Origin of the sequence: Actinoplanes sp. NBRC 101535 (genome assembly GCF_030269225.1) — a bacterium.
Classification (GTDB): Bacteria; Actinomycetota; Actinomycetes; order Mycobacteriales; family Micromonosporaceae; genus Actinoplanes; species Actinoplanes rectilineatus.
The window spans coordinates 14831-38556 of sequence record NZ_BSSY01000022.1; the positions used below are offsets into that span (position 1 = coordinate 14831).

Annotated in this window: 20 protein-coding genes; 19 read left to right on the forward strand and 1 reads right to left on the reverse strand. The window is 71.1% G+C overall.

The features are described from left to right. Positions 1-8: 8 nt before the first annotated feature. Positions 9-497 (forward strand): GyrI-like domain-containing protein, encoded by a 489-nt coding sequence (locus QSK32_RS38845; RefSeq protein ID WP_052720532.1) that lies wholly within the window; start codon positions 9-11, stop codon positions 495-497. Between the two features lie 108 nt (positions 498-605). Here the strand turns inward: QSK32_RS38845 and QSK32_RS38850 are convergent, their stop codons facing one another. Continuing rightward, on the reverse strand, positions 606-1802 hold the full coding sequence (locus QSK32_RS38850) for a hypothetical protein (protein WP_285474748.1): 1197 nt from the start codon (positions 1800-1802) through the stop codon (positions 606-608). Positions 1803-1905: 103 nt separating this feature from the next. Between QSK32_RS38850 and QSK32_RS38855 the strand changes: the two genes are divergently transcribed. The 18 genes from QSK32_RS38855 (at position 1906) to nusB (ending at position 23618) form a co-directional block, all read left to right on the forward strand. Next, positions 1906-2511, forward strand: a complete 606-nt coding sequence (locus QSK32_RS38855; RefSeq protein WP_285474749.1) for an ArsR/SmtB family transcription factor — start codon at positions 1906-1908, stop codon at positions 2509-2511. Next, positions 2508-3773: an MFS transporter gene (locus QSK32_RS38860; RefSeq protein ID WP_285474750.1), complete on the forward strand. Its 1266-nt coding sequence runs from the start codon at positions 2508-2510 to the stop codon at positions 3771-3773. Before QSK32_RS38855 ends, QSK32_RS38860 begins: the two co-directional genes overlap by 4 nt. A 19-nt stretch (positions 3774-3792) precedes the next feature. Then, entirely contained in the window at positions 3793-4017 is a 225-nt protein-coding gene (locus QSK32_RS38865; protein WP_045743206.1) for a hypothetical protein, read from the forward strand. A gap of 183 nt (positions 4018-4200) precedes the next feature. Next, the gene (locus tag QSK32_RS38870) at positions 4201-5955 is read left to right on the forward strand and encodes a replication-associated recombination protein A (protein WP_285474751.1); all 1755 of its coding nucleotides are present in this window, start codon (positions 4201-4203) and stop codon (positions 5953-5955) included. Beyond that, complete coding sequence (locus QSK32_RS38875) at positions 5952-11297, forward strand: hypothetical protein (RefSeq protein WP_285474752.1); 5346 nt, start codon at positions 5952-5954, stop codon at positions 11295-11297. The genes QSK32_RS38870 and QSK32_RS38875 overlap by 4 nt, the downstream gene beginning before the upstream one ends. Before the next feature lie 80 nt (positions 11298-11377). Next, on the forward strand, positions 11378-11827 hold the full coding sequence (locus tag QSK32_RS38880) for a DUF948 domain-containing protein (protein WP_045743204.1): 450 nt from the start codon (positions 11378-11380) through the stop codon (positions 11825-11827). Positions 11828-11844: 17 nt separating this feature from the next. Then, entirely contained in the window at positions 11845-12135 is a 291-nt protein-coding gene (locus QSK32_RS38885) for a hypothetical protein (protein ID WP_045743203.1), read from the forward strand. After that, complete coding sequence (alaS, locus tag QSK32_RS38890; protein ID WP_045743202.1) at positions 12132-14816, forward strand: alanine--tRNA ligase; 2685 nt, start codon at positions 12132-12134, stop codon at positions 14814-14816. The genes QSK32_RS38885 and alaS overlap by 4 nt, the downstream gene beginning before the upstream one ends. An 88-nt stretch (positions 14817-14904) precedes the next feature. Beyond that, entirely contained in the window at positions 14905-15366 is a 462-nt protein-coding gene (gene ruvX / locus QSK32_RS38895; protein WP_045743224.1) for a Holliday junction resolvase RuvX, read from the forward strand. Beyond that, a complete protein-coding gene (gene mltG, locus QSK32_RS38900; protein ID WP_502872586.1) occupies positions 15367-16548 on the forward strand; it encodes an endolytic transglycosylase MltG in 1182 nt (393 codons plus the stop codon). Between the two features lie 320 nt (positions 16549-16868). After that, positions 16869-18050: an endolytic transglycosylase MltG gene (mltG, locus tag QSK32_RS38905; RefSeq protein ID WP_045743200.1), complete on the forward strand. Its 1182-nt coding sequence runs from the start codon at positions 16869-16871 to the stop codon at positions 18048-18050. A gap of 41 nt (positions 18051-18091) precedes the next feature. Then, positions 18092-18997, forward strand: a complete 906-nt coding sequence (locus QSK32_RS38910; RefSeq protein ID WP_083449087.1) for a shikimate dehydrogenase — start codon at positions 18092-18094, stop codon at positions 18995-18997. 201 nt (positions 18998-19198) lie between these two features. Continuing rightward, the gene (gene aroC / locus QSK32_RS38915; RefSeq protein WP_045743198.1) at positions 19199-20377 is read left to right on the forward strand and encodes a chorismate synthase; all 1179 of its coding nucleotides are present in this window, start codon (positions 19199-19201) and stop codon (positions 20375-20377) included. Then, complete coding sequence (locus tag QSK32_RS38920) at positions 20377-20880, forward strand: shikimate kinase (RefSeq protein WP_045743197.1); 504 nt, start codon at positions 20377-20379, stop codon at positions 20878-20880. The genes aroC and QSK32_RS38920 overlap by 1 nt, the downstream gene beginning before the upstream one ends. 149 nt (positions 20881-21029) lie before the next feature. Continuing rightward, the gene (aroB, locus tag QSK32_RS38925) at positions 21030-22094 is read left to right on the forward strand and encodes a 3-dehydroquinate synthase (protein WP_045743196.1); all 1065 of its coding nucleotides are present in this window, start codon (positions 21030-21032) and stop codon (positions 22092-22094) included. Positions 22095-22131: 37 nt separating this feature from the next. Further along, positions 22132-22551: a type II 3-dehydroquinate dehydratase gene (gene aroQ, locus QSK32_RS38930; protein ID WP_045743195.1), complete on the forward strand. Its 420-nt coding sequence runs from the start codon at positions 22132-22134 to the stop codon at positions 22549-22551. Positions 22552-22626: 75 nt separating this feature from the next. Further along, positions 22627-23184, forward strand: a complete 558-nt coding sequence (gene efp / locus QSK32_RS38935) for an elongation factor P (protein ID WP_045743194.1) — start codon at positions 22627-22629, stop codon at positions 23182-23184. Then, entirely contained in the window at positions 23184-23618 is a 435-nt protein-coding gene (gene nusB / locus QSK32_RS38940) for a transcription antitermination factor NusB (RefSeq protein WP_045743193.1), read from the forward strand. Before efp ends, nusB begins: the two co-directional genes overlap by 1 nt. Positions 23619-23726 lie beyond the last annotated feature (108 nt).

Below are 23726 nucleotides of genomic sequence, written 5' to 3' on the forward strand. Positions count from 1 at the left end.
CTGGCAGCGTGGAGCCGACCATCGTTCTTCGCGAGCCGCAGCACTATCTCGGCCGCCGCGAATCGATCGCCATGACCGAGTTCGCCCGCCTGGCGGACCAGTTGCCCGGCATGTTCGCGGGCCTGGCCCGGCAGGGCGTCCCGATCGCCGGCCCACCGTTCTTCCGCTACCGCGTGATCGACATGGCGGCGGAGATGGTCGTCGAAGCCGGCATTCCGCTCGCCAACGCGATCCCGGTGGAGCCGCCCGATTTCGTGGACGTGCTGCCGGGCGGCCGTTACGCGACGATCACCCACATCGGCCACCCCGGCGAGTTGATGGCCGTCACCGCGCGGCTGCTCGACTGGGCGCCCCGCAACGGCCTGTCCTGGGACGTCACCCCGACCCCGACCGGCGAGGTCTGGGGCGGCCGCCTGGAGATGATGCTGACGAACCCGGCGGAGCAGCCGGACATGCACAAATGGGAGACCGCGCTCCTCTTCAAGCTCGCCGACTGACAACCCCCGGTGGTGCGGGCGACTGCCTCAGCTGACGCTTCTCATGGGGTACGAGCCACACCTCCCTCAGCGACTACGCGTCCCGGCCTGCCCCAGGTGCTTCTCCTCTCACTGCTCCATGATCAGTTCCGTGGCGCGTTCAGCGGCCGCGAGCAGTCCCGGATCACCGGCGACGCTCCACGTCTCCACCGCGGCATCCGCGAATTTGATCGCGTGGGCGTCCCCGCTCCCGGCGGCCCGCGCGAACGCGTCAGCAGCCGACCGCGCCGACGATCGCGCTGACGATCGTGTCGGCGGCCGCGCTGACGGCCACGCTGACGATCGCGCCGGCGGCCGCGCCGACGAACCCGACCGCTCGAGCAGGGCGGCCGGTTCGGGCGATGCGGTGGCGATTCCGGAGGACGTCGACGTTCCGTCCGAGGGTGCCGAGCGGATCGCCGCCGCCCGCGGGTCGGGTTCGGCCGGACTGTAGGCGGCCGTGATCGCCGCCGTGGCCGCCCATGCCGCCGCCACGCTCGCGCCCGCCATCGACGGTGGCAACGCCGGCAGTACCCGTGCCACGGCGGCCGGTGCCGTCGCCGCGTGCACGAGCATGATCGGGCTCCCGTACCCGAAATGGAGATGACGCCGCACCGCGGCCGCGACGATCGCCCGCAGTCGGTCCGAAGCCGCGGGCGAGGTCACCGCCGGCACCGCCCCGGCCGTCTCCGCCCAGTCCGGCATCGTGGCCAGTTGGGAGAGCCGGTTCCGCACCCCGAACCGCTGATCCGGCACCCGGGGCACCGCGTCCAGTGCGGTCCGCGGATCCGACGCCCGGTACGGCCCTTTCCCGGCCGGTGCGAGCGGCTGCCACCGGGCCGCCCAGTAGGCCAGGCCCCGGCCCAGTTCGCCGACCCGTTCCGGGGTCTCCTCCTCGAGCAGTGCCCGCACCGCATGCCCGACCCGGATCACCCCGTGGGTGGCGCCCGCGGCGATGCCCGGCAGCAGTCGCGGCCACCATGTGACCAGTATGTCCCGCCACGGCGCCAGCGTCGTCTCCCGGGCGAAGAACGTCAGCCAGTCCCCGGTCCGCACCGGGTCGCCGAGCGGGTCACGCCACTCCTGCGGCCGGATCGCGGCGATGCCCCGCGGCACCTGCTCCAGCCGGGGCCGGTAGTCGTCCAGCCATCGGTGCACGCTCTCACCGTGACCGTGTCGGATCAGCGCTTCGGCGGCCATCGGCCCGTGGTTGGAGAGCCAGCCGTCGCGTTCCGGCCCGGTGTCGCGTAGCCGGTGCAGTGCCTCGTCCAGGGTGTGGTCGGTCATCTTTCGACTCTGCGACCTGAACCCGACTTCAGTTCAAGCCCATCGATGAATCAAGCATGCAAATAACTTGTGCATAAATTCTTTGCACAGTTATTGTGCACTCATGACGGAAGATGTCACCCAGGTCCACCTCAGCGGCCGGCAGATCCGCGTCCTCGCCCATCCGCTCCGCGTGCAGTTGCTCGGCCGGCTGCGCGCCGAGGGCCCGGCCACCGCCACCCGGCTCGCCGAGCTGCTCGGCACCAACACCGGCGCGACCAGCTACCACCTGCGCCGGCTCGCCGAGGTGGGCCTGGTCGTCGAGGAGGAGCGCCCGGGCACCGGCCGGCGCCGTTTCTGGCGGGCCGAGCACGACATGTCGAGCTGGCGGCGCAGCAACTTCGCCGGTGATCCGGATGCCACCGCGGCCGTCGAGTGGATGGAGGCGTTCCAGGTCAACCGGTTCGTCGAGCTGGCCGGCGAGTGGCGTCGTGGCGTCGCCGACGAGCCCGCCGAGTGGCGCGACTCCGGCGAGCTCAGCGACTACTTCATGGAGCTCACCCCCGAGCAGCTGCGCACCCTGATGGCCGAGATCGAGGAGGTGGTCATGCGGCACGGTCTGGCCGGGCGCACCGATCCGCAGCCCGGCGCCCGCCCGGTCTCGCTCTACCTGGCCGCGCTGCCCCGCCGGCACGACGCCGTCACCCCCACGGAGGAGGACGACAGATGACGCTCGCGCAGGCCCGGCTCCGTTTCCTGGTCCTGATCGGGATGCGATGGTTCCCGGTCGGTCTCACCATCCCGGTCCTCGTCCTGCTCCCCCTCGAGCGGGGCCTCAGCATCGCCCAGATCGGTTCCCTCGCCGCGATCCAGGGTTTCACCGTCCTCTTCCTCGAACTCCCCACCGGCGGCCTCACCGACGCGCTCGGCCGCCGCCCGGTGCTGCTGCTCGCCGGTGCCGTCAACGTCGTCTCGCTGGCGCTGATCGCGTCGGCCTCCTCGGCCCTGCTCTTCGGCGCCGCCTACTTCCTGCAGGGCGTCTACCGGGCGCTGGACAGCGGGCCGCTGGAGGCCTGGTTCGTGGACCGGGCGCTGGCCGCCGACCCGGCGGCCGACCTGGAGACGGCGCTCAGCCGCAGCGGCGTGGTGGTCGGCCTGTCCATCTCCGGCGCGGCCCTGATCAGCGGCGGCCTGATCTGGCTCGGGCCCCTCGGGCCGGTGAGCGCGCTGACCCTGCCGGTGCTGGTCGCCCTGGTGCTGAGCGTGGCGGCCACGGTGGCGGTGGCGCTGCTGATGACCGAGGAACGCCCGGCGCGCGGGGCGGCCGCCCTGGTCGCCTCGATCCGGGGCGTGCCCACGGCGATCGGCGGCGCGCTCGGGCTGGTCCGCCGGTCCCGGGTGGTGCTCGCCCTGATCGGCGTGGAGCTGCTCTGGAGCGTGGGCATGGTCACTTTCGAGAAGCTGATGCCGCTGCGGCTCAGCGAGGTCACCGCCGACCCGGACGCCGCGGCCGCCCTGATGGGCCCGGTCAGTTCGGTGGCCTGGGCCGCCTCGGCCGCTGGCGCTGCCGTGGTCCCGCTGCTCACCCGGCGGATCGGTGCGCCCTGGACCGGCTTCACGCTGCGCCTGGTGCAGGGCGCGACCATCCTCGGCATGGGTCTGGCCGGCGGCCCGGCCGGCCTGATCGCCGCGTTCCTGCTCACCTATGCGGTACACGGCGCGGCGAACCCGGTGCACGCGGCACTGCTGCACCGGCAGGCCGAGGGGGAGTACCGGGCGAGTCTGCTCTCGCTGAACTCGATGCTGGGACAGCCCGGCTTCGCGATCGGATCGATCGTCCTCACCGCCGTCGCGGCCCGGGCCGGCACCCCGGCGGCGATCATGACCGGTGCGATCGTTCTGGCAGCAGCGGCGCCCCTCTATCTCGTCCGGGAAAGAACCGCGTTTCGGGAGCCCTCCCACTCGGGTACCTCCGAGTCACAGGCTCTCTGACCCCCCCCGGAGGATTCCGATGCTCGCCATCGCCGCCGCCGTAGTCTTCGGCATCTGGCTTCTCGCCGACCTGCTCGACACCAACTTCGGCGCCCCCGATCTCTTCAACTTCCCGACCATGGCCTCTCTCGGCCTGCTGCTGCTCTCGCTCTACCTGGCGGGCATCGGCAGCGGGCCGCGGGCCTCCTCCGGCGGCACCGGCTCCGGCCGTCGCTTCTACGGCCGTCGTCCCGGCCGAGGCTGACCGCTGCCGTTCATCCGCCGCATCCGGCCTGTTCCGGTCCGGTTCGTGGATCGCGCGGGGACCTGTTCCCCCGCGATCCACGAACCGGGCACCGGGACGGGCCGGTCGCGTCGTAGCACGTCCCCGGCCCGCGGACGATCGCGATTTCGGCACTGCTCCGAACCCCCGGTACTGTCGGATGCGATGGAAACGGACGGGCTCTTCTCACTGGCGTCACCCGGCGATCGGGTCGCACCCACCGGCGCCGAGGCGTCCGGTTTCGGGGCACCCGCCGCTGACGCGCCGCTGCCGGTGCGGATGCGCCCGGTCGGCCTCGACGAGCTCATCGGTCAGGAGCACCTGCTCGCCCCGGGCGCCCCGCTGCGCCAGCTGGTCACCGGCTCGAGTCCGATGTCGGTCATCCTGTGGGGCCCGCCGGGCACCGGCAAGACCACGATCGCCCACCTGGTGGCGAACGCCACGGACCGCAAGTTCGTCGCGATGTCCGCGCTCACCGCGGGCGTCAAGGACGTCCGTGCGGTGATCGACACCGCGCGCCGCGAGCGCCGTTACGGCGGCCCGCCCACCGTGCTCTTCATCGACGAGGTGCACCGCTTCAGCAAGACCCAGCAGGACTCGCTGCTCGCCGCGGTCGAGGACCGCACGGTCACGCTGCTCGCGGCGACGACCGAGAACCCGTACTTCTCGGTGATCTCGCCCCTGCTCTCCCGCTGCGTGCTGCTGACCCTGCAGGCGCTCGAGGAGGACGACGTCCGCGGTCTCATCCGGCGCGCGGTCACCGACGGGCGCGGTCTGGGCGGCGCGGTCACGCTCACCGCCGAAGCAGAGGACCATCTGGTACGCCTGGCGTCCGGTGACGTCCGCAAGGCGCTGACCGCGCTCGAAGCCGCGGCCGGATCCGCCCAGGCACAGGGCGCGCGTGAGATCGATCTCGCCACCGCGGAACGCGCCGTCGACGTGGCGGCCGTACGCTACGACCGGGACGGCGACGCCCACTACGACGTGACCAGCGCATTCATCAAGAGCATGCGGGGCAGCGACCCGGACGCCGCGCTGCACTGGCTGGCCCGGATGCTGGTCGCCGGCGAGGACCCGCGGTTCATCGCCCGGCGCATCGTGATCTTCGCCAGTGAGGACGTCGGCATGGCCGACCCGCAGGCGCTGCTGGTGGCCACCGCGGCCGCCCAGGCCGTGCAGCTCATCGGCATGCCCGAGGCACAGCTCAACCTGGCGCAGGCCGTGGTGCACATGGCCACCGCGCCGAAATCCAACACCGTCACCACCGCCATCGGCGAGGCCATCACCGACGTCCGCAAAGGCCGCGGCGGGGCGGTGCCGGCCCATCTGCGGGACGCGCACTACTCCGGCTCGAAAGGCCTGGGCCACGGGCGGGGATACCGTTATCCGCACGACGACCAGCGTGGCGTCGTGCGCCAGCAGTACGCGCCGGACGATCTCGTCGGCACCGACTACTATCGGCCGACCGACCACGGCGCGGAACGCGCGGTGGGAGAGAGGGTCCCGCGTCTTCGCCGGATTGTGCGAGGTCTCGGCCCGGCTCCGCGTGCGACCGCCACCACCGTGGCGACCACGGCGACGACCGCTTCGGCGGACGGAGCCGACCACGCGGTGGGTGGTGAACGAGCCGTGGATGCGTCACAGTCCGTGGCGGGCTCGAGTGGTGAGCAGGCCGTGGACGCAGCACAGTCCGCGGCGGGCTCGGGTGGTGAGCAAGTCGTGGATGCGTCACGGTCCGCGGCGGGCTCGAGTGGTGACCAGGCCGTGGACGCAGCACAGTCCGTGGCGGGATCCGCTCCGGACGCGACAGCGGACGGTCCCGAGACCGTAGCAGACGGTGTGTCATCAACGGCAACGAGTGCGGCGAACGCCGGCACGACAGACGACAGCGGCGACACTGCCGGGGAGGAACAGCCGTGAAATCGCGGGGTCCCGATCAGCCCGACGAGGACGCCGGCCAGAAGGCGGAGAAGACCGGCAGAGGTCGCCTCCGCTTCGGCCGCGGACGTCCCGAACAGCCGATGGTCCCCGAGGTGATCCCGCAGGAGGAGACCGGCTGGCTCGACGACCTGCGCACGGCGAAGCAGGACCGGGTCGCGATCGGCCCGGGCGCCTCGCCCGGCGAGATGGCCCGGACCAGCAAGTCCGGCCGGGTCGCCCCCGGCCCGGACGACGCCCCGGACGACGACTTCTTCATGCCCGGCGACGACGAGGACGGCGACCCGTCCCGCGGTGCCGGTCCTGACACCGACGAGCAGGGGCATCGCCCCGGCCCGGTGTCGGGCGCCCCGACCGGTCCCGGTCCGGTCTCCGGTGGCCCCGCCATGGGCGCTCCCGGCGGCATGGGCGGACCCGGGGGCACGAGTGGACCCGGCGGCATGGGCGCTCCTGGTGGCTTCGGTGGTCCGGGTGGACCTGGCGGCCCGGGTGCTCCCGGCGGTCTCGGTCAGCGGCCCGGCCGTTTCGGTGCCGGTCCTGACGGGGCGGCGGGTCAGCAGGGTTTCGGCCAGCAGGGTTCCGGATCCTTCGGCGGTCAGCCGGGCCAGCAGGGTCCCGGTCAGCCCGGTATGGGAGTTCCCGGTCAGCCCGGCATGGGTGGTCCCGGTCAGCCCGGCAGGGGTGGTCCTGGGCAGCCCGGTATGGGACAGATGGGCCCGCGTGCGGGCCAGGGCGGCCCCGGTCAGATGGGCCCCGGTGTCGGCGGCCCCGGTCAGGTGGCGCCCGGTCAGGCGGGTCCCGGCGGCCAGATGGCTCCAGGGCAGATGGCTCCAGGGCAGATGGCTCCAGGGCAGATGGCTCCAGGGCAGATGGGTCCCGGCGCGGGCGGTCCCGGTCAGATGGGTCCGGGGCACCGATCTGTTCCGGTCAACCCCGGTGCGGTCGGCGCGCGTGGCGCGGCCCAGCCCGGACAGGTGCCGCCGGAGCAGGTTCCCGGCGGTCCGCGTCCGGTTCCCGCCGGCCAGATCCCCGGTCAGGCTCCGCCCGGCACGGGTGCCGCTCAGGTGCCCGGACAGGGCCGTGCCCCCTTCCAGCCCGGCCAGATGCCGCCCGGTCAGCCCGGACACGCTGGTCAGATGACTGGCCCGATGCGGCCCGGTCAGATGGGCCCGGGTCACCCCGGTCAGATGCCGCCTGGTCAGATGCCGCCTGGTCAGATGGGTCCGGGTCAGATGGGTCCGGGGCAGGGCCAGACGGGTCCCGGCCAGCCTGCGATGCAGCCGGGTCAGCCCGGTCAGATGCCGCCGGGACAACTCGGTCAGATGGGTCCGGGACAGCCTGGGCCGATGGGTCCGGGACAGCCCGGTTCGATGGGTCCGGGGCAGCCTGGGCAGATGTCGGCCGGCCCGGCTTCGGCGCAGTTGCCGCCCGGCGCCCGCCGCAGTGGTCCGCCGCAGCGTGGCCGTCCCGAACCGGTCGAGCCCGGCCACAGCCGTCGGCAGATCGACGCCGACCAGGACGTACCCGGCTTCGGCGCGCCGTCCGGCACGGCTCCTGGCTTCGGTGGGCCCAACGCTGGTGGCCCCGGTTTTGGTGGTCCCGGCGCTGCCGGTGGCCCCGCGTTCGGTGGGCCTGGCGCCGGTGGTCCCGGTGCCGGTGGTCCCGGGTTCGGTGGTCCGGGTGCCGGTGGTGGGCAGCCCGCAGGCCCGATCGTCCCGCTATCCGGCAATGCGCCGGAGATCCCGGTCGCCCGTTCCAGCGTCCGCCCGGTCTCCCCGGGTATCCGTCCGACGTCTCCGGCCGGCCCGGCCCGGGACCGGTTCCGCCCGGACGGTGCGCCCGGCCGCGCCTCGGTGGCCCCGCCGCCCGGCGGGTTCGACGCGGTGAACCAGTCCGGCCCGATTCCCGGCTACGACGAAGTCAACCAGTCCGGCCCGATCCCCGGGGCCCGTGGACGTGCCAACCCGGCCGGTTACGACGAGTCCAACCAGTCGGGTCCGATTCCGCGTGGCCGTGCGATCCCGGCCGGCTACGACGAAGTCAACCAGTCGGGTCCGATCCCGCGTGGGCGCGCCAATCCGGCGGGCTACGACCCGTCCGGCCAGCCGAACCCGGTTTCCGGCGGCCGTGGTCAGGTGAACCCGGTTTCGGGTGGCCGTGGTGGCTATGACCCGTCGGGTCAGGTGAACCCGGTTTCCGGTGGTCGCGGTGGTTACGACGCGTCCGGCCAGGTGAACCCGGTCTCGGGTGGCCGTGGTGGTTACGACCCGGGCAGCCAGTCGGGTCCGATCCCGCGGGGGCGGGCCAACCCGGCGGGCTACGACCCGTCCGGACAGTCCGGCCCGATTCCGCGTGGCCGTGCGAATCCGGCCGGTTACGACGAGTCCGAGCGTTCGGGCCCGATTCCGCGGGGGCAGGTGAACCCGGCCGGTTACGACGAGTCCGAGCGTTCCGGTCCGATCCCGCGGGGACGGGCCAACCCGGGCGGCTACGACCCGGCGGGCCCGGGCTACGACCCGGCCGGCGCGGGCTACGAGTCGGCGCACCGGACCGGCGGGTTCGACGCGGGCCAGTCCGGGCCGATGCCCGGGTACGACGAGGTCAACCAGTCGGGCCCGTTGCCCGGCGGCCCCCGTGGCCAGTACGGCGCCCCGGAAGAGCGGTCCCGCCGTGGTCGCCGCGCGCGGCCCGACGACGATGAGCAGCAGGGTTCGGCCGGCGGCTACCCGCAGGCCGGCGAGGAGTCGACCGGACGCCACGGCCGGATCGCCCGGGGTGGTCATGCCGGGCCCGACAGCGATGCCGGCTGGGGCCAGGGTCCCGGCGAGCAGCGGTCCGGCCGGCACGGTGCTCCGGACGACGGGGCGCCGCGGTCCGACACCGGTTCCTACGGTCTGGTCCGTCCCGGTTCGCACACCGGCGCGCACGGCATCGTCCGCCCGGGGTCGCACACCGGGGCGCACGACCTGGTCCGGCCCGGTGAGCCGCGTACCCGGGCTGCCCGCCGTGCCGCGGAGGAGGCCGACGAGCCGAACAGCGGTGTCGTCGACCCGGCCAGTGGTTCCGGGGTGACCGGTCCGCGGCGGATCGGGCCCGGCGACGGCCGCCCGGTGCGTGCCGCGGCCGCGGTCCCGCCGGTCGTGCCCGGTCGTGAGGGTGCCCGTACCCCGGCGCTGCCCGGACGGGCCGGCGCGATGGCGGACAGCACCTCCGGCGTGATCCAGCGTCCCGGTGCGCCCCGCCGGGGGCCGGGGCCGCAGAACGGCCCACAGCAGAACGGGCCCTACCAGGGCGGACCGAATCCGGGTGTCAACCCGGGCGCGCTGCACCAGGGCGGTCTCCCGCCGGGTCTGCAGCAGGGCGGCCAGAGTCAGATCGGCCCGGACCGCAGCATGCCGTCCGGACCGCCCGGGGGCCGGCGCCGGGCCCGTGACGACGCCGGCGATTCCGACGAAGGCTGGCACGAAGGCGGCTCATCGGACGACGACCCGCCGGACCCGGCCGGTACGGCCGGAGCCGCCGCCGTGGTGGCACCGGGACGACCGGACGCCGGCACTTCCGGAGCAGCCGGGGGGAAGCCCGCGCGCCCGGACACCGGCACGGCCAGGTCCGCGGCGGTGGCCCCGGCGCGCCCGGACACCGCCGTGCCCGGTGCCGGTGCCGGTGCTGGGGACGGCCCGGCCCGTGGCGGCGCCGCGGTGCCCGGCCGGCCTGCCTCGGAGAGTGGACGACCGGGTGCGGCCGCACGTGGTGGCGCCGTGGTCCCGGGACGGCCCGGAGCGAACGGTGACGACGGTCCGGCCCGTGGCGGTGCCGCGGTTCCCGGTCGGCCCGGAGCGGGCGCTGAGGACGGTTCCGCGCGTGGTGGCGCTGCCCCCGTGCGCGGTGGTGCCGCGGTTCCCGGTCGGCCCGGAGCGGGCGCTGAGGACGGTTCGGCGCGTGGTGGGGCTGTCGTGCCCGGACGTGCGGCGGGCGGCCCGGACGGTGGACCGGCGCGTGGCGGCGCGATCGTGCACGGCCGGATGGGCGCCGACGACGGCCCGGACGGTGGAGTCGCCCGTGGTGGCGCTTCGGTGCCCGGTTCCGGCCCGGACAGCGGTCCGGCGCGTGGTGGGGCTGTCGTGCCCGGACGCGCGGCGGGCGGCCCGGACGGTGGACCCGCCCGAGGCGGCGCGTCCGTGCCGGGCTCCGGACCGGATGGGACCGCCCGCGGTGGCGCCTCCGTGCCCGGTTCCGGACCGGATGGACCTGCCCGAGGTGGCGCGTCTGTGCCCGGTTCCGGCCCGGCTGGTGGACCCGCCCGTGGCGGCGCGGTCGTCAAGGCGGCCCGTGCCGGTGCGGTCGTGCCCGGACGGGCTGTGCCGGGACCGGACGACGCCGCGGGTGCCGCACGGGTTCCCGGCGGGAGCCCTGCCGGACCGGGTGACGGCTCCCGGGCTCCGGCCGGTGCACGGGACGGTGCTCCGGGCGTACCCCGGCATGAGGATGACGACGCACCCGGCGCGAGTGCCGGCGGTGAGGCCGTCGCGGCAGCTCGCGTGGGTGGCCGTCCGGCCCTGCCCGCCGCCCGGACCGCGCTCGCCCTTCCGGCCGGGACGTCCGGTGCCGGGGACGAGGAGGACGCCGAGGCCGCCGGTGGTCTGCGTGGTGCCGGTGCCGAACTGCGCCGCAAGCTGCGCACCCAGCGGCGCCTGCGGGTGATCACGTTGTCCTCGGTGGCCGTGGTCGTCCTGTTGGTGCTGCCGATGTTCTTCGGGATCCGGGCGATGAGCAGCGACCCGGTCTTCGCGTCACTCGATGAGCTGAACGTGCCGTCGTGGGCCGCCGCGGAGACCGAGGACCGGCGCAACGGCAACGACTGGTGTTTCATGGAGTGCCGGTTCCGCGAACGGGTGACCGCGTCCGAGAAGCCGTTCCAGGAGACCTCGGAGGCGTGGACGACGGCGCTCAAGAAGGCCGGGTGGACGCAGTGGAAGGTCGCCGAGTGCCCGGAGACGCCGATCCGCGCCGAGGACGGCACCTACAGCTGCTGGAAACGTGACGAGCTCAACCTGGACCTGTTCGTGAGCCTGCCGGGCTGCGCCGTCGACCAGATCGCGGCGGACGCCATCCCTTCGACCACCGACGAGGAGGCGCAGGCGCAGGCCGAGGCGGCGGCCGATCCGGCGTCGTGCGTCGGATCGACGGTCAGCATCAAGGTGCAGAACGCGATCGGCGACACCCGCGGCCAGACCGAGACCACTCCCGGGCCGGTCGGGGAGACCCCGGAGCCGGTGGTCGACCTGGACGATCCCCTCTTGGAGCCGACACCCGAGGCGTCGTGAGGCGACCGGTGGTCACGGACGGTAGGGTCTCCCACGATGTCCCGCCGAACCCGTGACCACCACCAGAGGAGACGCGCCACATGCATGCCGGAGAAATCGCAGGTCTGATCGCGGCGGGCGCCTTCCTGATGCTCGTCCTCGTGCTCGCTGTCCCGATCCTGAAGCTGGGCCGCACGATCGACGCCGCGACCCGTGCGATCAACGACACGGTGGACCGCACCGGGCCGCTGCTCGGCAACGTGAACACCACGGTGGAGAATGTGAACACCGCGCTCGGTCAGGTTCAGGTCTCTTTGGACGGCGTCAACGTGCAGCTCGCCAAGGTCGACACGATGACCGAGCACGCCCAGAACGTGACGGCCAACGTCGCCAACCTGGTGACCGTGGTGTCCGCCGCCGCCGCCAACCCGCTGGTCAAGGTGGCCTCGTTCGGGTACGGCCTGCGTAAGGCGTCGGCCGCCCGCCGGTCCGCCGAAGACGAGCGCGAGGTTCGCGCCGCCATCAAGCAGCGCCGCAAGGCCGCCCGCTAGCCGCTAGGGAGATAGTCATGAAGCGTCTGCTCTGGCTCGGCGCCGGTCTGGCCGTCGGTGCCCTCATCGTGCACAAGCTGACCCGCAAGGCCGAGGAGTTCACTCCGACCGGCATCGCCACGTCGCTGTCGGAATCCGCTGGCGGCCTCGTCGAGTCGGTGCGTAGCTTCGTGGAAGACGTCCGCGAAGGCATGGCCGAGCGGGAACAGCAGATCCACCAGGCGTTCGCCGCGGGGGAGCTGTATGAGGACAAATTCGCCGATCTCCGCGAGGACGCGGGATACGGCTCGCAGGAGGGACATCGATGAAGACGGCGGAGATCAAGCGGCGCTTCCTGGCGCATTTCGAGGCGAACGGGCACACGGTGGTCCCGAGTGCCCCGCTGCCCGCCATCGAAGACCCGAACCTGCTGTTCATCAACGCCGGCATGGTGCAGTTCGTGCCGTTCTTCCTGGGACAGCGCACCCCGCCGTACGCGCGGGCGGCGAGCGTGCAGAAGTGCATCCGGACGCCGGACATCGACGAGGTCGGCAAGACCAGCCGGCACGGCACGTTCTTCCAGATGAACGGCAACTTCTCGTTCGGGGACTACTTCAAGGAAGGCGCGATCAAGCTCGCCTGGGAGCTGTCGACGAAGTCGGTCGACGAGGGCGGCTACGGTCTCGACCCGGAGCGGATCTGGCCGACCGTCTACCACGACGACGACGAGGCGTTCGAGCTGTGGAAGGCGCAGGGCGTGCCGCTCGAGCGGATCGTGCGCCGCGGCAAGAAGGACAACTACTGGTCGATGGGCATCCCCGGCCCGGCCGGCCCGTGCTCGGAGCTCTTCTACGACCGTGGTCCGGCCTACGGCAAGGACGGCGGCCCGGAGGTCGACGAGGACCGGTTCATGGAGTTCTGGAACCTGGTCTTCATGCAGTACGAGATCACCGACGTGCGCAGCAAGGAAGACTTCACCATCGTCGGTGACCTGCCGAAGCAGAACATCGACACCGGCATGGGCCTGGAGCGCATCGCGTCGATCCTGCAGGGTGTCGACAACCTCTACGAGATCGACGAGGTGCACCCGGTGCTGGCCCGCGCGGCGGAGCTCACCGGCAAGAAGTACGGCGCGAACTCGGGTCAGGTGGCCGGCGAGTCGCACCCCGACGACGTACGCCTGCGGGTGATCGCCGACCACGTGCGGACCGCGCTGATGCTGATCGGCGACGGCGTCACCCCGTCCAACGAGGGACGCGGCTACGTGTTGCGCCGGATCATGCGCCGGGCGATCCGGGCGATCCGGTTGCTCGGCTGGCAGGACCCGGCGCTGCCGATCCTGCTGCCGATCGCGCGGGACTGCATGTCCCCGTCGTACCCGGAGCTGGCGACCGACTTCGCGCGGATCTCCGACCAGGCGTATGCGGAGGAGGACACCTTCCGCTCGACGCTGAAGGCGGGCACCACGATCCTGGACACCGCGATCAGTGACACCAAGAAGGCGGGCGGCGCGAAGCTGGCCGGCGACAAGGCGTTCCAGCTGCACGACACGTACGGCTTCCCGATCGACCTGACCCTGGAGATCGCGGCCGAGCAGGGCCTGAAGGTCGACGAGGACGGTTTCCGGGCGCTGATGGCCGACCAGCGGTCGCGGGCCAAGGCGGACGCGAAGGCGCGCAAGACCGGCCACGCGGACCTGTCGGTGTTCCGGACGGTGCTGGACGCGCACGGGCCGACCGACTGGCTGGCGTACCAGACGCTGGAGACCGATTCGCGGGTGCTGGGCATCCTCGGCGAGCAGGGTCCGGTCACCACGGCTGCGTCCGGTGAGATCGTCACGGTGTTCCTGGACAAGACCCCGTTCTACGCGGAGTCGGGTGGTCAGGCGCCGGACGCGGGCACGATCGTCGCGCCGGGCGCGAAGGCCGAGGTGATCGACGTGCAGCGTCCGGTCAAGGGCCTGGTCGCGCACAAGGTGCGGGTGCTCGAGGGTGAGCTGGCGGTCGACGACGGCGTGCACGCCCAGGTCGACCACGAGTGGCGGGTCGGTGCGCGTCAGGCGCACTCCGGCACGCACGTGATCCACGCGGCGCTGCGTGAGGTGCTCGGCCCCACCGCGCTGCAGTCGGGTTCGTACAACCGGCCGGGTTATCTGCGTCTGGACTTCGCGTGGCGTGGCGGTCTGTCGCCGGTGACCCGCAGCGAGATCGAGGAGGTCTCCAACCGGGCGATCCGTTCCGACCTGCCGGTCAGCGCGAAGCTGATGACGCTGGGCGAGGCCAAGGAGCTGGGTGCGATCGCGCTGTTCGGCGAGACGTACGACGACACGGTCCGCGTGGTCGAGATCGGTGGCCCGTTCTCCCGTGAGCTGTGCGGTGGCACCCACGTCGACCGGTCGGCGCAGATCGGCACGTTGGCGATCACCGGCGAGTCGTCGGTGGGTGCCGGGCAGCGTCGTGTCGAGGCGGTCACCGGCATCGAGGCGTTCCGCTACCTGGCCCGGGAACGTGACCTGGTGTCGCGTCTGGCGGAGCTGCTGAAGGTTCCGGTGGATCAGGTACCGGACCGGGTCGAGCAGACCGTCACGGCGCTGCGCGACGCGGAGAAGGAGCTGGAGAAGCTCCGGGCGCAGATGGTGCTGGGCGGCGCGGCGACGCTCGCCGAGCAGGCGAAGGATCTGGGCGGCGTGGCGTATGTCGGGACCGAGGCGCCGGAGGGTGCCGGCGGCAACGACGTCCGGACCCTGGCGCAGGAGATCCGCGGCAAGATCGATGGATCACGCCCTGCTGTGGTGGCGGTGACGGCGCGTGCCAATGGCAAGGCGTCACTCATCGTGGCGATCAACAGTGCGGCGCGTGAGCGTGGCCTGGCGGCGTCCGACCTGGTCAAGGCGGCTCTCTCGGGTCGTGGCGGGGGCAATGCGGACCTTGCTCAGGGTGGCGGCGTGCCCGCCGGGGATGCCGCTAAGCTCTTGGGCGCGATCGAGAAGGCGATCATCGAAGCGAGCTGATAGCGGCTCCGGCCGATCGGTGGCTACTCTTCGCACCAAAGCTTGATCGGACTTGGAGGCGCGTGTTGCAGCTGTGCAGGATGAAGGCGTGACGCAGACCTTCGTTCGGGGCGTTCGCCTCGGCGTGGACGTGGGCCAGGTGCGTGTCGGGGTCGCCAAGTGCGATCCCGACGGCATCCTGGCCAGTCCGGTGATGACCGTGCCCCGTGACCGGGAGACCGCCGCGGACGGCACGCCGACGGACATGACGGAACTGATCCGGCTGGCGGCCGAGCACGAGGCGGTCGAGTTCGTGGTCGGTCTTCCGGTGGCGCTCAACGGGCGCGAGGGCGTGGCGGCCGGCCACGTCCGTGCGTATGCTGACCGGCTCAGTGAGCTGGTCGCCCCGTTGCCGGTCGTGTTGACCGACGAGCGCATGTCCACCGTCGTCGCCAGCCGCAGGTTGTCCGAGCGGGGCGTCAAGGGCCGGCGACAGCGTGCCGTGGTGGATCAGGCGGCGGCTGTCGAGATTCTGCAGAGTTGGCTCAACGCGCAGCGGAGGCAGAGCTAATTGATCGACGAGCAGCAGGACCTCAAATTCGAGGACAACGAGGACCCCGGGCGATGGCGACATCGTAAGAAGCAGGGGGGCAGCAGGACCTTTCTGGCTTTCTTCATGGTTCTGGTGCTCTTCGGTGCTCTCGGTGGTGGCGCCTGGTACGGCTACGACAAGGTGAAGGGCTTCTTCGGCGGCGCCGATTACGCCGGGCCCGGTTCGGGTGAGGCGATCGTCGAGGTCAAGGAGGGCGACAGCGCCACGGCCATCGCGAACACGCTGTACGAGGCGGGCGTGGTGGAGAGCGCGAAGGCGTTCGTGAGCGCGGCCAAGGACAACGCCGACAGCCAGAAGATCCAGGTCGGGGAGTACAAGCTCAAGAAGCAGATGAAGGCGAGCGACGCTCTCCTGATGCTGCTCGACCTGAAGAACAAGAACGTCAGCACGGTGACCATCCCCGAGGGGTGGACGTCCATGCAGGTGTTCGACAAGCTGGCGGAGGCGACCGGGATCGACCGGGCGGATTTCGTGAAGGCCGCCAAGGACCCCGCCGGGCTGGGCATGCCGGCCGAGTGGTTCAAGCGCAAGGACGGCATCAAGGTCGACAAGACGTCGATCGAGGGCTTCCTCTACCCGGCGACGTACGAGATTCCCAAGGACGCCACGGCCGAGAGCATCCTCAAGATCTTCATCAAGAACTTCCTGAACGAGATGGAAAAGATCAAGTTCGTCGACACGGTGCAGGAGAAGCTCAACATCTCGCCGTACGAGGCGCTGGTCGCAGCGTCCATCGCGCAGGTGGAGGGCCTTCTCGCCGAGGACATGGGCCCGATCGCCCGGGTGCTGTACAACCGGGTCTACACCGGTGACTTCCCCTGCAACTGCCTGCAGCTCGACAGCACGGTCAACTACTGGCTGCGGCTGAACGGCAAGGAGGGCAAGTCCTCGGAGAAGCTGACCATCTCCGAGATGCACGGCGAGAACAACCCGTACCGGTACAACGTCCCCGGCATGTCGATCACCCCGATCAGCAACCCCGGTGACGTGGCTCTGCGTGGCGCGATGAACCCGAAGAAGAGCCCCTACTTCTTCTTCGTGACGATCGACGACAAGGGCAAGACGGCGTACGGGAAGACGTTCGCCGAACACGAGGCGAACATCAAGATCGCCTGCAAGAACGGCATCCCCATCTGCTGACCGGTGGTGGAGAGCGTCTGCCGACTGGTGGATGAAAGCGACGAAACGGCGGCCGCCGGGAGATTTTTCTCCCGGCGGCCGCCGCGTTTCGTGTCCGGAGGCGCTGCGTTAGGCACAGTGCTCCGCGCCGAACGCCCCCACTGTCGGTTACCGCCGTGTAAGCAACCGGTGGCAGGGGTGGGCGGTGGGGCATCGATGTGGGTATGGTGCCCGTCAGTGCCAGGAGAACGTCCTGGCTGACGGGAGGGTGTCGACCGCGGTTATCGGGGCATCCCAGAGGGGTCTTCGGAGCCGGCCGGCGTACAGCGGAGGCGAACGACATGATCGACGAACTGGATGTGGCGTTCGAAGAGGATGCCGAGCAGGGAAGAGCCGGGCGGGCGCGCCGGAACGACAAGGGGCGCGGCCGCACCGCTGTGGCGTTCGTGATGACCTTCCTGCTGCTCGCGTCGCTGGGTGGCGGCGTCTACTTCGGATACACCAAGGTCAAGAGCTTCTTCGTCGCCGCGGACTACAGCGGTCCCGGCACCGGCGTGGTCGAGGTGTCCATCCCCAAGAGCGCGTCGCTCACCGAGATCGGCAACGTGCTGGTCGAGGCGGACGTCATCAAGAGCACCAAGGCGTTCCTGGACGCGGCCGAGGCCGAGCCGAAGAGCAAGAACATCCAGTCCGGCACCTTCAACCTGCGCAGCCAGATGTCCGGCGCGGCGGCCCTGTCCCTGATGCTCGACCCGGCGGCCCGGGTGAGCAAGGGCGTGACGATCCCGGAGGGCTGGACCGCCAAACAGGTCTACGCCATGCTGGCCAAGACGACCGGAATCCCGGTGGCCGACTTCCAGGAGGCGGCGAAGGACCCGGAGGGCCTGGGCGTCCCGGACTGGTGGTTCAAACGGACCGACGGCAGGCCGGTGGCCAAGAGCCTCGAGGGTTTCCTCTTCCCGGACACCTACGAGTTCGACCCCAAGGCGACCGCTCCGCAGATCCTGAGCACCATGATCGAGCACTTCCTCACCGTGACCGGTGAGCTCGGATTCGCGGATGATGCGCAGAAGAACCTTTCGATCTCGCCGTACGAGGCGCTGATCACGGCGTCGCTGTCCCAGGCCGAGGCCGGCATCGCGGGCGACCTGCCCAAGATCTCCCGGGTCGCGTACAACCGGGCGTACAAGGAGAAGATCCCGCTCCAGTTCGACGTGACGACGAACTACTGGCTGCAACTGAACGGCAAGGACGGCAAGCACTCCGGCAAGCTCACCACCGCCGAGATGACCGACCCGAAGAACCCGTACAACACCGAGAACAAGGTCGGGCTGCCGGTCGGGCCGATCAACAACCCTGGCCGGGCGGCGCTGCAGGGAGCGCTCAAGCCGACCCCGGGACCCTGGTTGTTCTTCGTCGCCATCGACAAGAGCGGACGGTCCGCATTCGCGGTCACCAACGAGGAACACAACCGGAATGTCGTCAAGGCCTGTGCCAACGGCGTACCTCTCTGCAACGAGTGACAGTCGGTTGGTCCCGATTTCCCATTCCGTAGAGTGAGCGCGTGCAGAGCCAAGACGAGAATCCGACTTCCGGCCGTAAGGCCGCGGTGTGCGGTAAGCCGATCGCCCACTCGCTGTCCCCGGTGATCCACCAAGCCGGGTTCGCCGCGAGCGGGCTCTCCGGATGGACGTACGAGGCGATCGAGTGCGCCGAGTCCGAGCTTCCCGACCTGGTGGCGGGTCTCGGACCGGAATGGGCCGGTTTGTCGCTCACCATGCCGCTCAAGGAAGTGGCCCTGCGAGTGGCCACCCAGGCGACGCCCGCCGCGGTCGCCGCCGGTGTCGCCAACACGCTGGTCCGCCAGCCCGACGGGACATGGCACGCCGACAACACCGACATCCCGGGCATGGTGCACGTGCTGCGGGAGGCCGGCCTGGGCATCAGCGTCGGCCGGCACGCCGCCAAGGCGTCCACCGAGGAACCCCCGAAGATCACCATTCTGGGCGGCGGCGGCACCGCCCGGGCAGCCATCGCGGCCGCGGCCGACCTCGGCGCGGAGAGCGTGACCGTGGTGACCCGGCGGCCCGACGCCCGCCTGGAACTGGCCAAGGTCGCCGCCACGCTGAACCTCGGCTTCGAGGGCGTGAACTGGGCCGACGCCGTGCCGGCCTTCGACGCCGACGCGGTCGTGGCCACCGTGCCCAAGGGTGCCTCCGACGAACTCGCCGACAAGATCAAGTGGCGGCCGGGGTCGGTGCTGTTCGACGCGCTCTACGACCCGTGGCCGACCGCACTGGCGGCGTCGGCGATGAAGTCGGGCGTGTCGGTCGTGTCCGGGCTCGACCTGTTGATCGCCCAGGCGCTCAGCCAGTTCGAGCAGTTCACCGGGGTACGCTCGGCGCCGCAGGAGGCGATGCGGACCGCCCTCGACGAGGCCGTCCGCAAGCGCACCCAGTTCATCGACTGAGGAACCCCGGGCGTGGTGACTTCCGGCGTGCCGCTGCTGAAGTCACCACGCTGCCGGAGCCGCGTCACGGCCTCGCACCGCGGTGAGAGGCCGCGCTGGTAGCTCCGGGACGCCGGTAGCTCGTACCCGATGAATGGTCCGCTGGGCGGGACGAGGGTGACCGTATGCCGGGAGGCCGGCGGGGCGTGGGAGACTGGGCGCGTGTTGCGCTGGCTAACCGCAGGTGAATCTCACGGACCGGCGCTCGTCGCGCTGATGGAAGGCGTTCCCGCCGGGATCGAGGTGACGAGCGAGGACATCACCCGTGATCTCGTGCGCCGTCGTCTCGGCTACGGTCGTGGCGCCCGGATGAAGTTCGAGCAGGACGAAATCGAGATCATCGGTGGCGTCCGGCACGGCCGCACCCTCGGCAGCCCGGTCGCCATCCGCGTCGGCAACACCGAATGGCCCAAGTGGCAGACGGTGATGGCCGCCGACCCGGTCGACCCGGAACTCCTCGCCGCCCAGTCGCGCAACGCCCCGCTGACCCGGCCCCGCCCCGGTCACGCCGATCTGGCCGGCATGCAGAAATACGGCCACACCGACGCCCGCCCGATCCTGGAGCGCGCCAGTGCCCGGGAGACCGCGGCCCGCGTCGCCGTCGGCGTCGTCGCCAAACAGCTGATCCGCCAGGCACTCGGCATCGAGATCGTCTCGCACGTCATCGAACTCGGTTCGGTGGCCGCCAAGACCGGCCTGGTCCCCACGCCCGACGACTTCGACCGCATCGACGCCGACCCGCTGCGCTGCCTCGACCCGGAGGCCAGCGCCCGCATGGTCGCCGAGGTCGACGCCGCGAAGAAGGACGCCGACACCCTCGGCGGCATCGTCGAGGTCCTCGCCTACCAGGTCCCGCCCGGCCTCGGCTCGCACGTCCAGTGGGACCGCAAGCTCGACGCCCGCCTGGCGACCGCCCTGATGTCCATCCAGTCGGTCAAGGGCGTCGAGATCGGCGACGGCTTCACCCAGGCCCGCTCGCGCGGCTCGGTCGCCCACGACGAGATCGTCCCCGGCCCCGACGGCGTCAAGCGCATCACCGACCGGGCCGGCGGCCTGGAAGGCGGCATCACCAACGGCGAGCCGCTGCGCGTCCGCGCCGCCCTCAAGCCGATCTCCTCGCTGAACCGGGCACTGCAGACCGTCGACATCACCACCGGTGAGGCCACCACCGCGATCAACCAGCGTTCCGACGTCTGCGCGGTCCCGGCCGGCGCCGTCGTCGCCGAGGCGATGGTCGCCCTGGTCCTCGCCGAAGCCGCCACCGAGAAGTTCGGCGGCGACTCGGTCGCCGAGATCCGCCGCAACCTCGACTCCTACCTGTCGAACCTGGTCTTCCGCTGATGGCCCCGGTCGCCGTCCTGGTCGGCGTGATGGGCGCCGGCAAGACGACCGTCGGCCAGTCGGTGGCCCAGATCCTCGGCGTCCCCTTCGCCGACACCGACCTGATCATCGAGGCCGAGGTGGGCAAGCCCATCCCGGAGATCTTCGTCGAGGACGGCGAGGCGGCGTTCCGCGCCCGCGAGCGGACCACCGTGGCAAGCTGCCTGGAGACCTTCGAGGGCGTGCTCGCGCTGGGCGGCGGAGCGATCCTCGACGAGGGTACGCGCAAACTCCTCGCCGACCAGACGGTCGTCTACCTGTCGGTGGAGCTGACGGACGCGCTCAAGCGGGTGGGGCTGGGAGCGGGCCGTCCGTTGCTGGCCCTGAACCCGCGGGCGACACTCAAGCACCTGCTGGAGCAGAGGCGCCCGCTGTACCTGGAGGTGGCGACCCACGTGATCCCGACCGACGGCCGGGCTCCCGAGGAGATCGCTCCCGAGGTGGCAGCCCTGCTCCGCTCCTGATTGCCGCAGGACGAGGAGTCGGTCGCATCCGTGTGGGGACGGCCGCCGGGCCTCCTCACGGCCTGACGGACCCTTTTCAAGCGATCCACGAGGTGGAACCCGCGGCGGGTGGGACACCGGGGACGGAAAGGCGCGGATAGGGTACGGCCGTGGTGACGCGGATTCCGGTGACGGGCGACCGGCCTTACGAGGTGGTCGTCGGGCGTGGGCTGGCGGGCGAACTGCCCGAGATGATCGACGGCGCGGCCCGGGTGGCGGTGATCCATCCGCCGACGCTGCGGGATCGGGCGCGAGCCGTCGCCGACGCGGCCGGGGTGGCGACGGTGGTGCCGATCGAGGTGCCGGACGCCGAGGCGGGCAAGACCGTCGAGGTGGCGGCCCGCTGCTGGGATGCGCTGGGCGAGGCCGGTTTCACGCGTACCGATGTGGTGGTCGGTGTCGGCGGTGGGGCCACCACCGACCTGGCCGGTTACGTTGCGGCGGCCTGGCTGCGCGGGGTGCGCTGGGTGCCGGTGTCGACGTCGGTGGCGGGCATGGTCGACGCCGCGGTCGGCGGCAAGACCGCGGTGAACATCGGCGCGGGCAAGAACCTGGTCGGTGCGTTCCACCCGCCGGCCGGGGTGATCTGCGACCTGGACGCCCTGGACACGCTGCCGGCTCAGGACATCGCGGCGGGAATGGCCGAGGTGGCCAAGGGCGGGTTCATCGCCGACCCGCGGATCCTGGAGCTGATCGAGGCGGATCCCGCGCAGGCCCTGGACCCACGGTCGGACGTGCTGCGTGAGCTGGTCGTCCGCAAGATCCAGGTGAAGGCGGACGTGGTCGGTGTCGACCTCGAGGAGTCCGGGCTGCGGGAGATCCTGAACTACGGGCACACGCTGGGTCACGCGATCGAGCGCCGCGAGAAGTACACGTGGCGGCACGGCAACGCGATCGCGGTCGGGTTGATCTTCGCCGCGGAGCTGGGCCGGCTCACCGGACGGCTGGACGACGCCACGGCGGACCGGCATCGGACGGTGCTGGAGTCGTTGGGGCTGCCCACGGCGTACCCGGAAGAAGCCTGGACCGATCTCCTGCCCGCGATGCGCGTCGACAAGAAGGCGCGGGCGGCGACCTTGCGGTTCGTGGTCCTGGACGGCCTGGCGAAGCCGGGCATCCTGGCCGGGCCGGACGAGGAGCTGTTGAAGCGGGCGTACGCGGCGGTGGCGCGATGACCCGTGTGGCGAGTGTGCCGGAAACGGCGGTGGCGCGATGATCTACGTGCTGAACGGGCCGAACCTGGGCCGGCTGGGCCTGCGGGAGCCGGGGGTGTACGGCTCGGCGACGTACCAGGACCTGGCCGACCTGTGCCAGACCGTCGCCGACGACCTGGGTGTCACGGTCGAGGTGCGGCAGACGAACGCCGAGCACGAGATGCTCGAGTGGCTCTACCAGGCGGCCGACGAGGGCGCCGACGTGGTGCTCAATCCGGGCGCCTGGACGCACTACAACTATGCGGTTCGGGATGCCTGCGCGATGTTGCGGGGCAAACTGGTGGAGGTGCACATCTCGAACGTGCACGCCCGGGAGGAGTTCCGGCATCGATCGGTGATCTCCGCGGTGGCCACCGGCGTGATCGCCGGCCTGGGCTTCGACGGTTACCGGTTGGCGCTGGAGCACATCGCCAGGTAGACCCGGTTCGCTCCGGAGGGGTTCACGCCGGTAGACTCGTTCGGTCACCGATACGCATCAAAACCAAGGCAGGACATGGCTTCCACCAACGACCTGAAGAACGGCCTGGTTCTCAATCTCGACGGAGAGCTGTGGACCGTCGTGGAGTTCCAGCACGTCAAGCCCGGTAAGGGTCCGGCCTTCGTGCGCACGACGCTGAAGCATGTCCTGTCCGGCAAGGTCGTCGACAAGACGTTCAACGCCGGCACCAAGGTCGAGACGGCGACCGTGGACAAGCGCACGATGCAATACCTGTACAAAGACGGCGAAGACTTCATCTTCATGGATCTGGACACGTTCGACCAGATTCCGGTCTCCGGCGGCACCGTCGGGGAGAACGCCAACTACCTGCTGCCCGAGGCGGAGGCCACGGTCGCCACGCACGAGGGTGTGCCGCTCTACATCGAGCTGCCGACCAGCGTGTTCCTCGAGGTCACCTACACCGAGCCGGGTCTGCAGGGTGACCGTTCGACCGGCGGCACCAAGCCGGCGACCATCGAGACCGGCGCGACCGTTCAGGTCCCGCTCTTCATCACCACCGGCGAGAAGATCAAGGTCGACACCCGCGACGGCCGCTACCTCGGCCGCAGCTGATGGCGGAAGGTCCCAAGAAGGAACGGCTCGCGCGTCGCAAGGCGCGTAAGCGAGCACTCGACGTCCTCTTCGAGGCCGACCTGCGTGATCTGCCGCCGAGTCAGGTTCTGGTCACCTACCTGGATCGGATTGCGAAGCCGCACCCCGAGCATCTCGCTTATGCGATCACCCTGATCGAGGGGGTCGCTCAGCATCTGAACCGGATCGATGAGCTGATCGCGAGTTACGCGGAGGGCTGGACGATCGACCGGATGCCGGCGGTGGATCGGAACCTCGCCCGGATCGCGGTCTACGAACTGTTGTTCGTGCCGGAGGTCGACGACCCGGTGGCGATCACCGAGGCGGTCGAGCTGGCGAAGGAGATGTCGACGGATGACAGTCCGCGTTTCCTGAACGGTCTGCTGGACCGGATCGCGGCGTTCGCCACGCGGTGACAAGTGCTTCACGACGGCCCGGACTCTTGGAGTCCGGGCCGTTCTTGATGTCTGGCCTTTTCCAAGATCGCTCGCAGGAGGGCTCCTGGAGAAGCGGGTGCGCGGAGG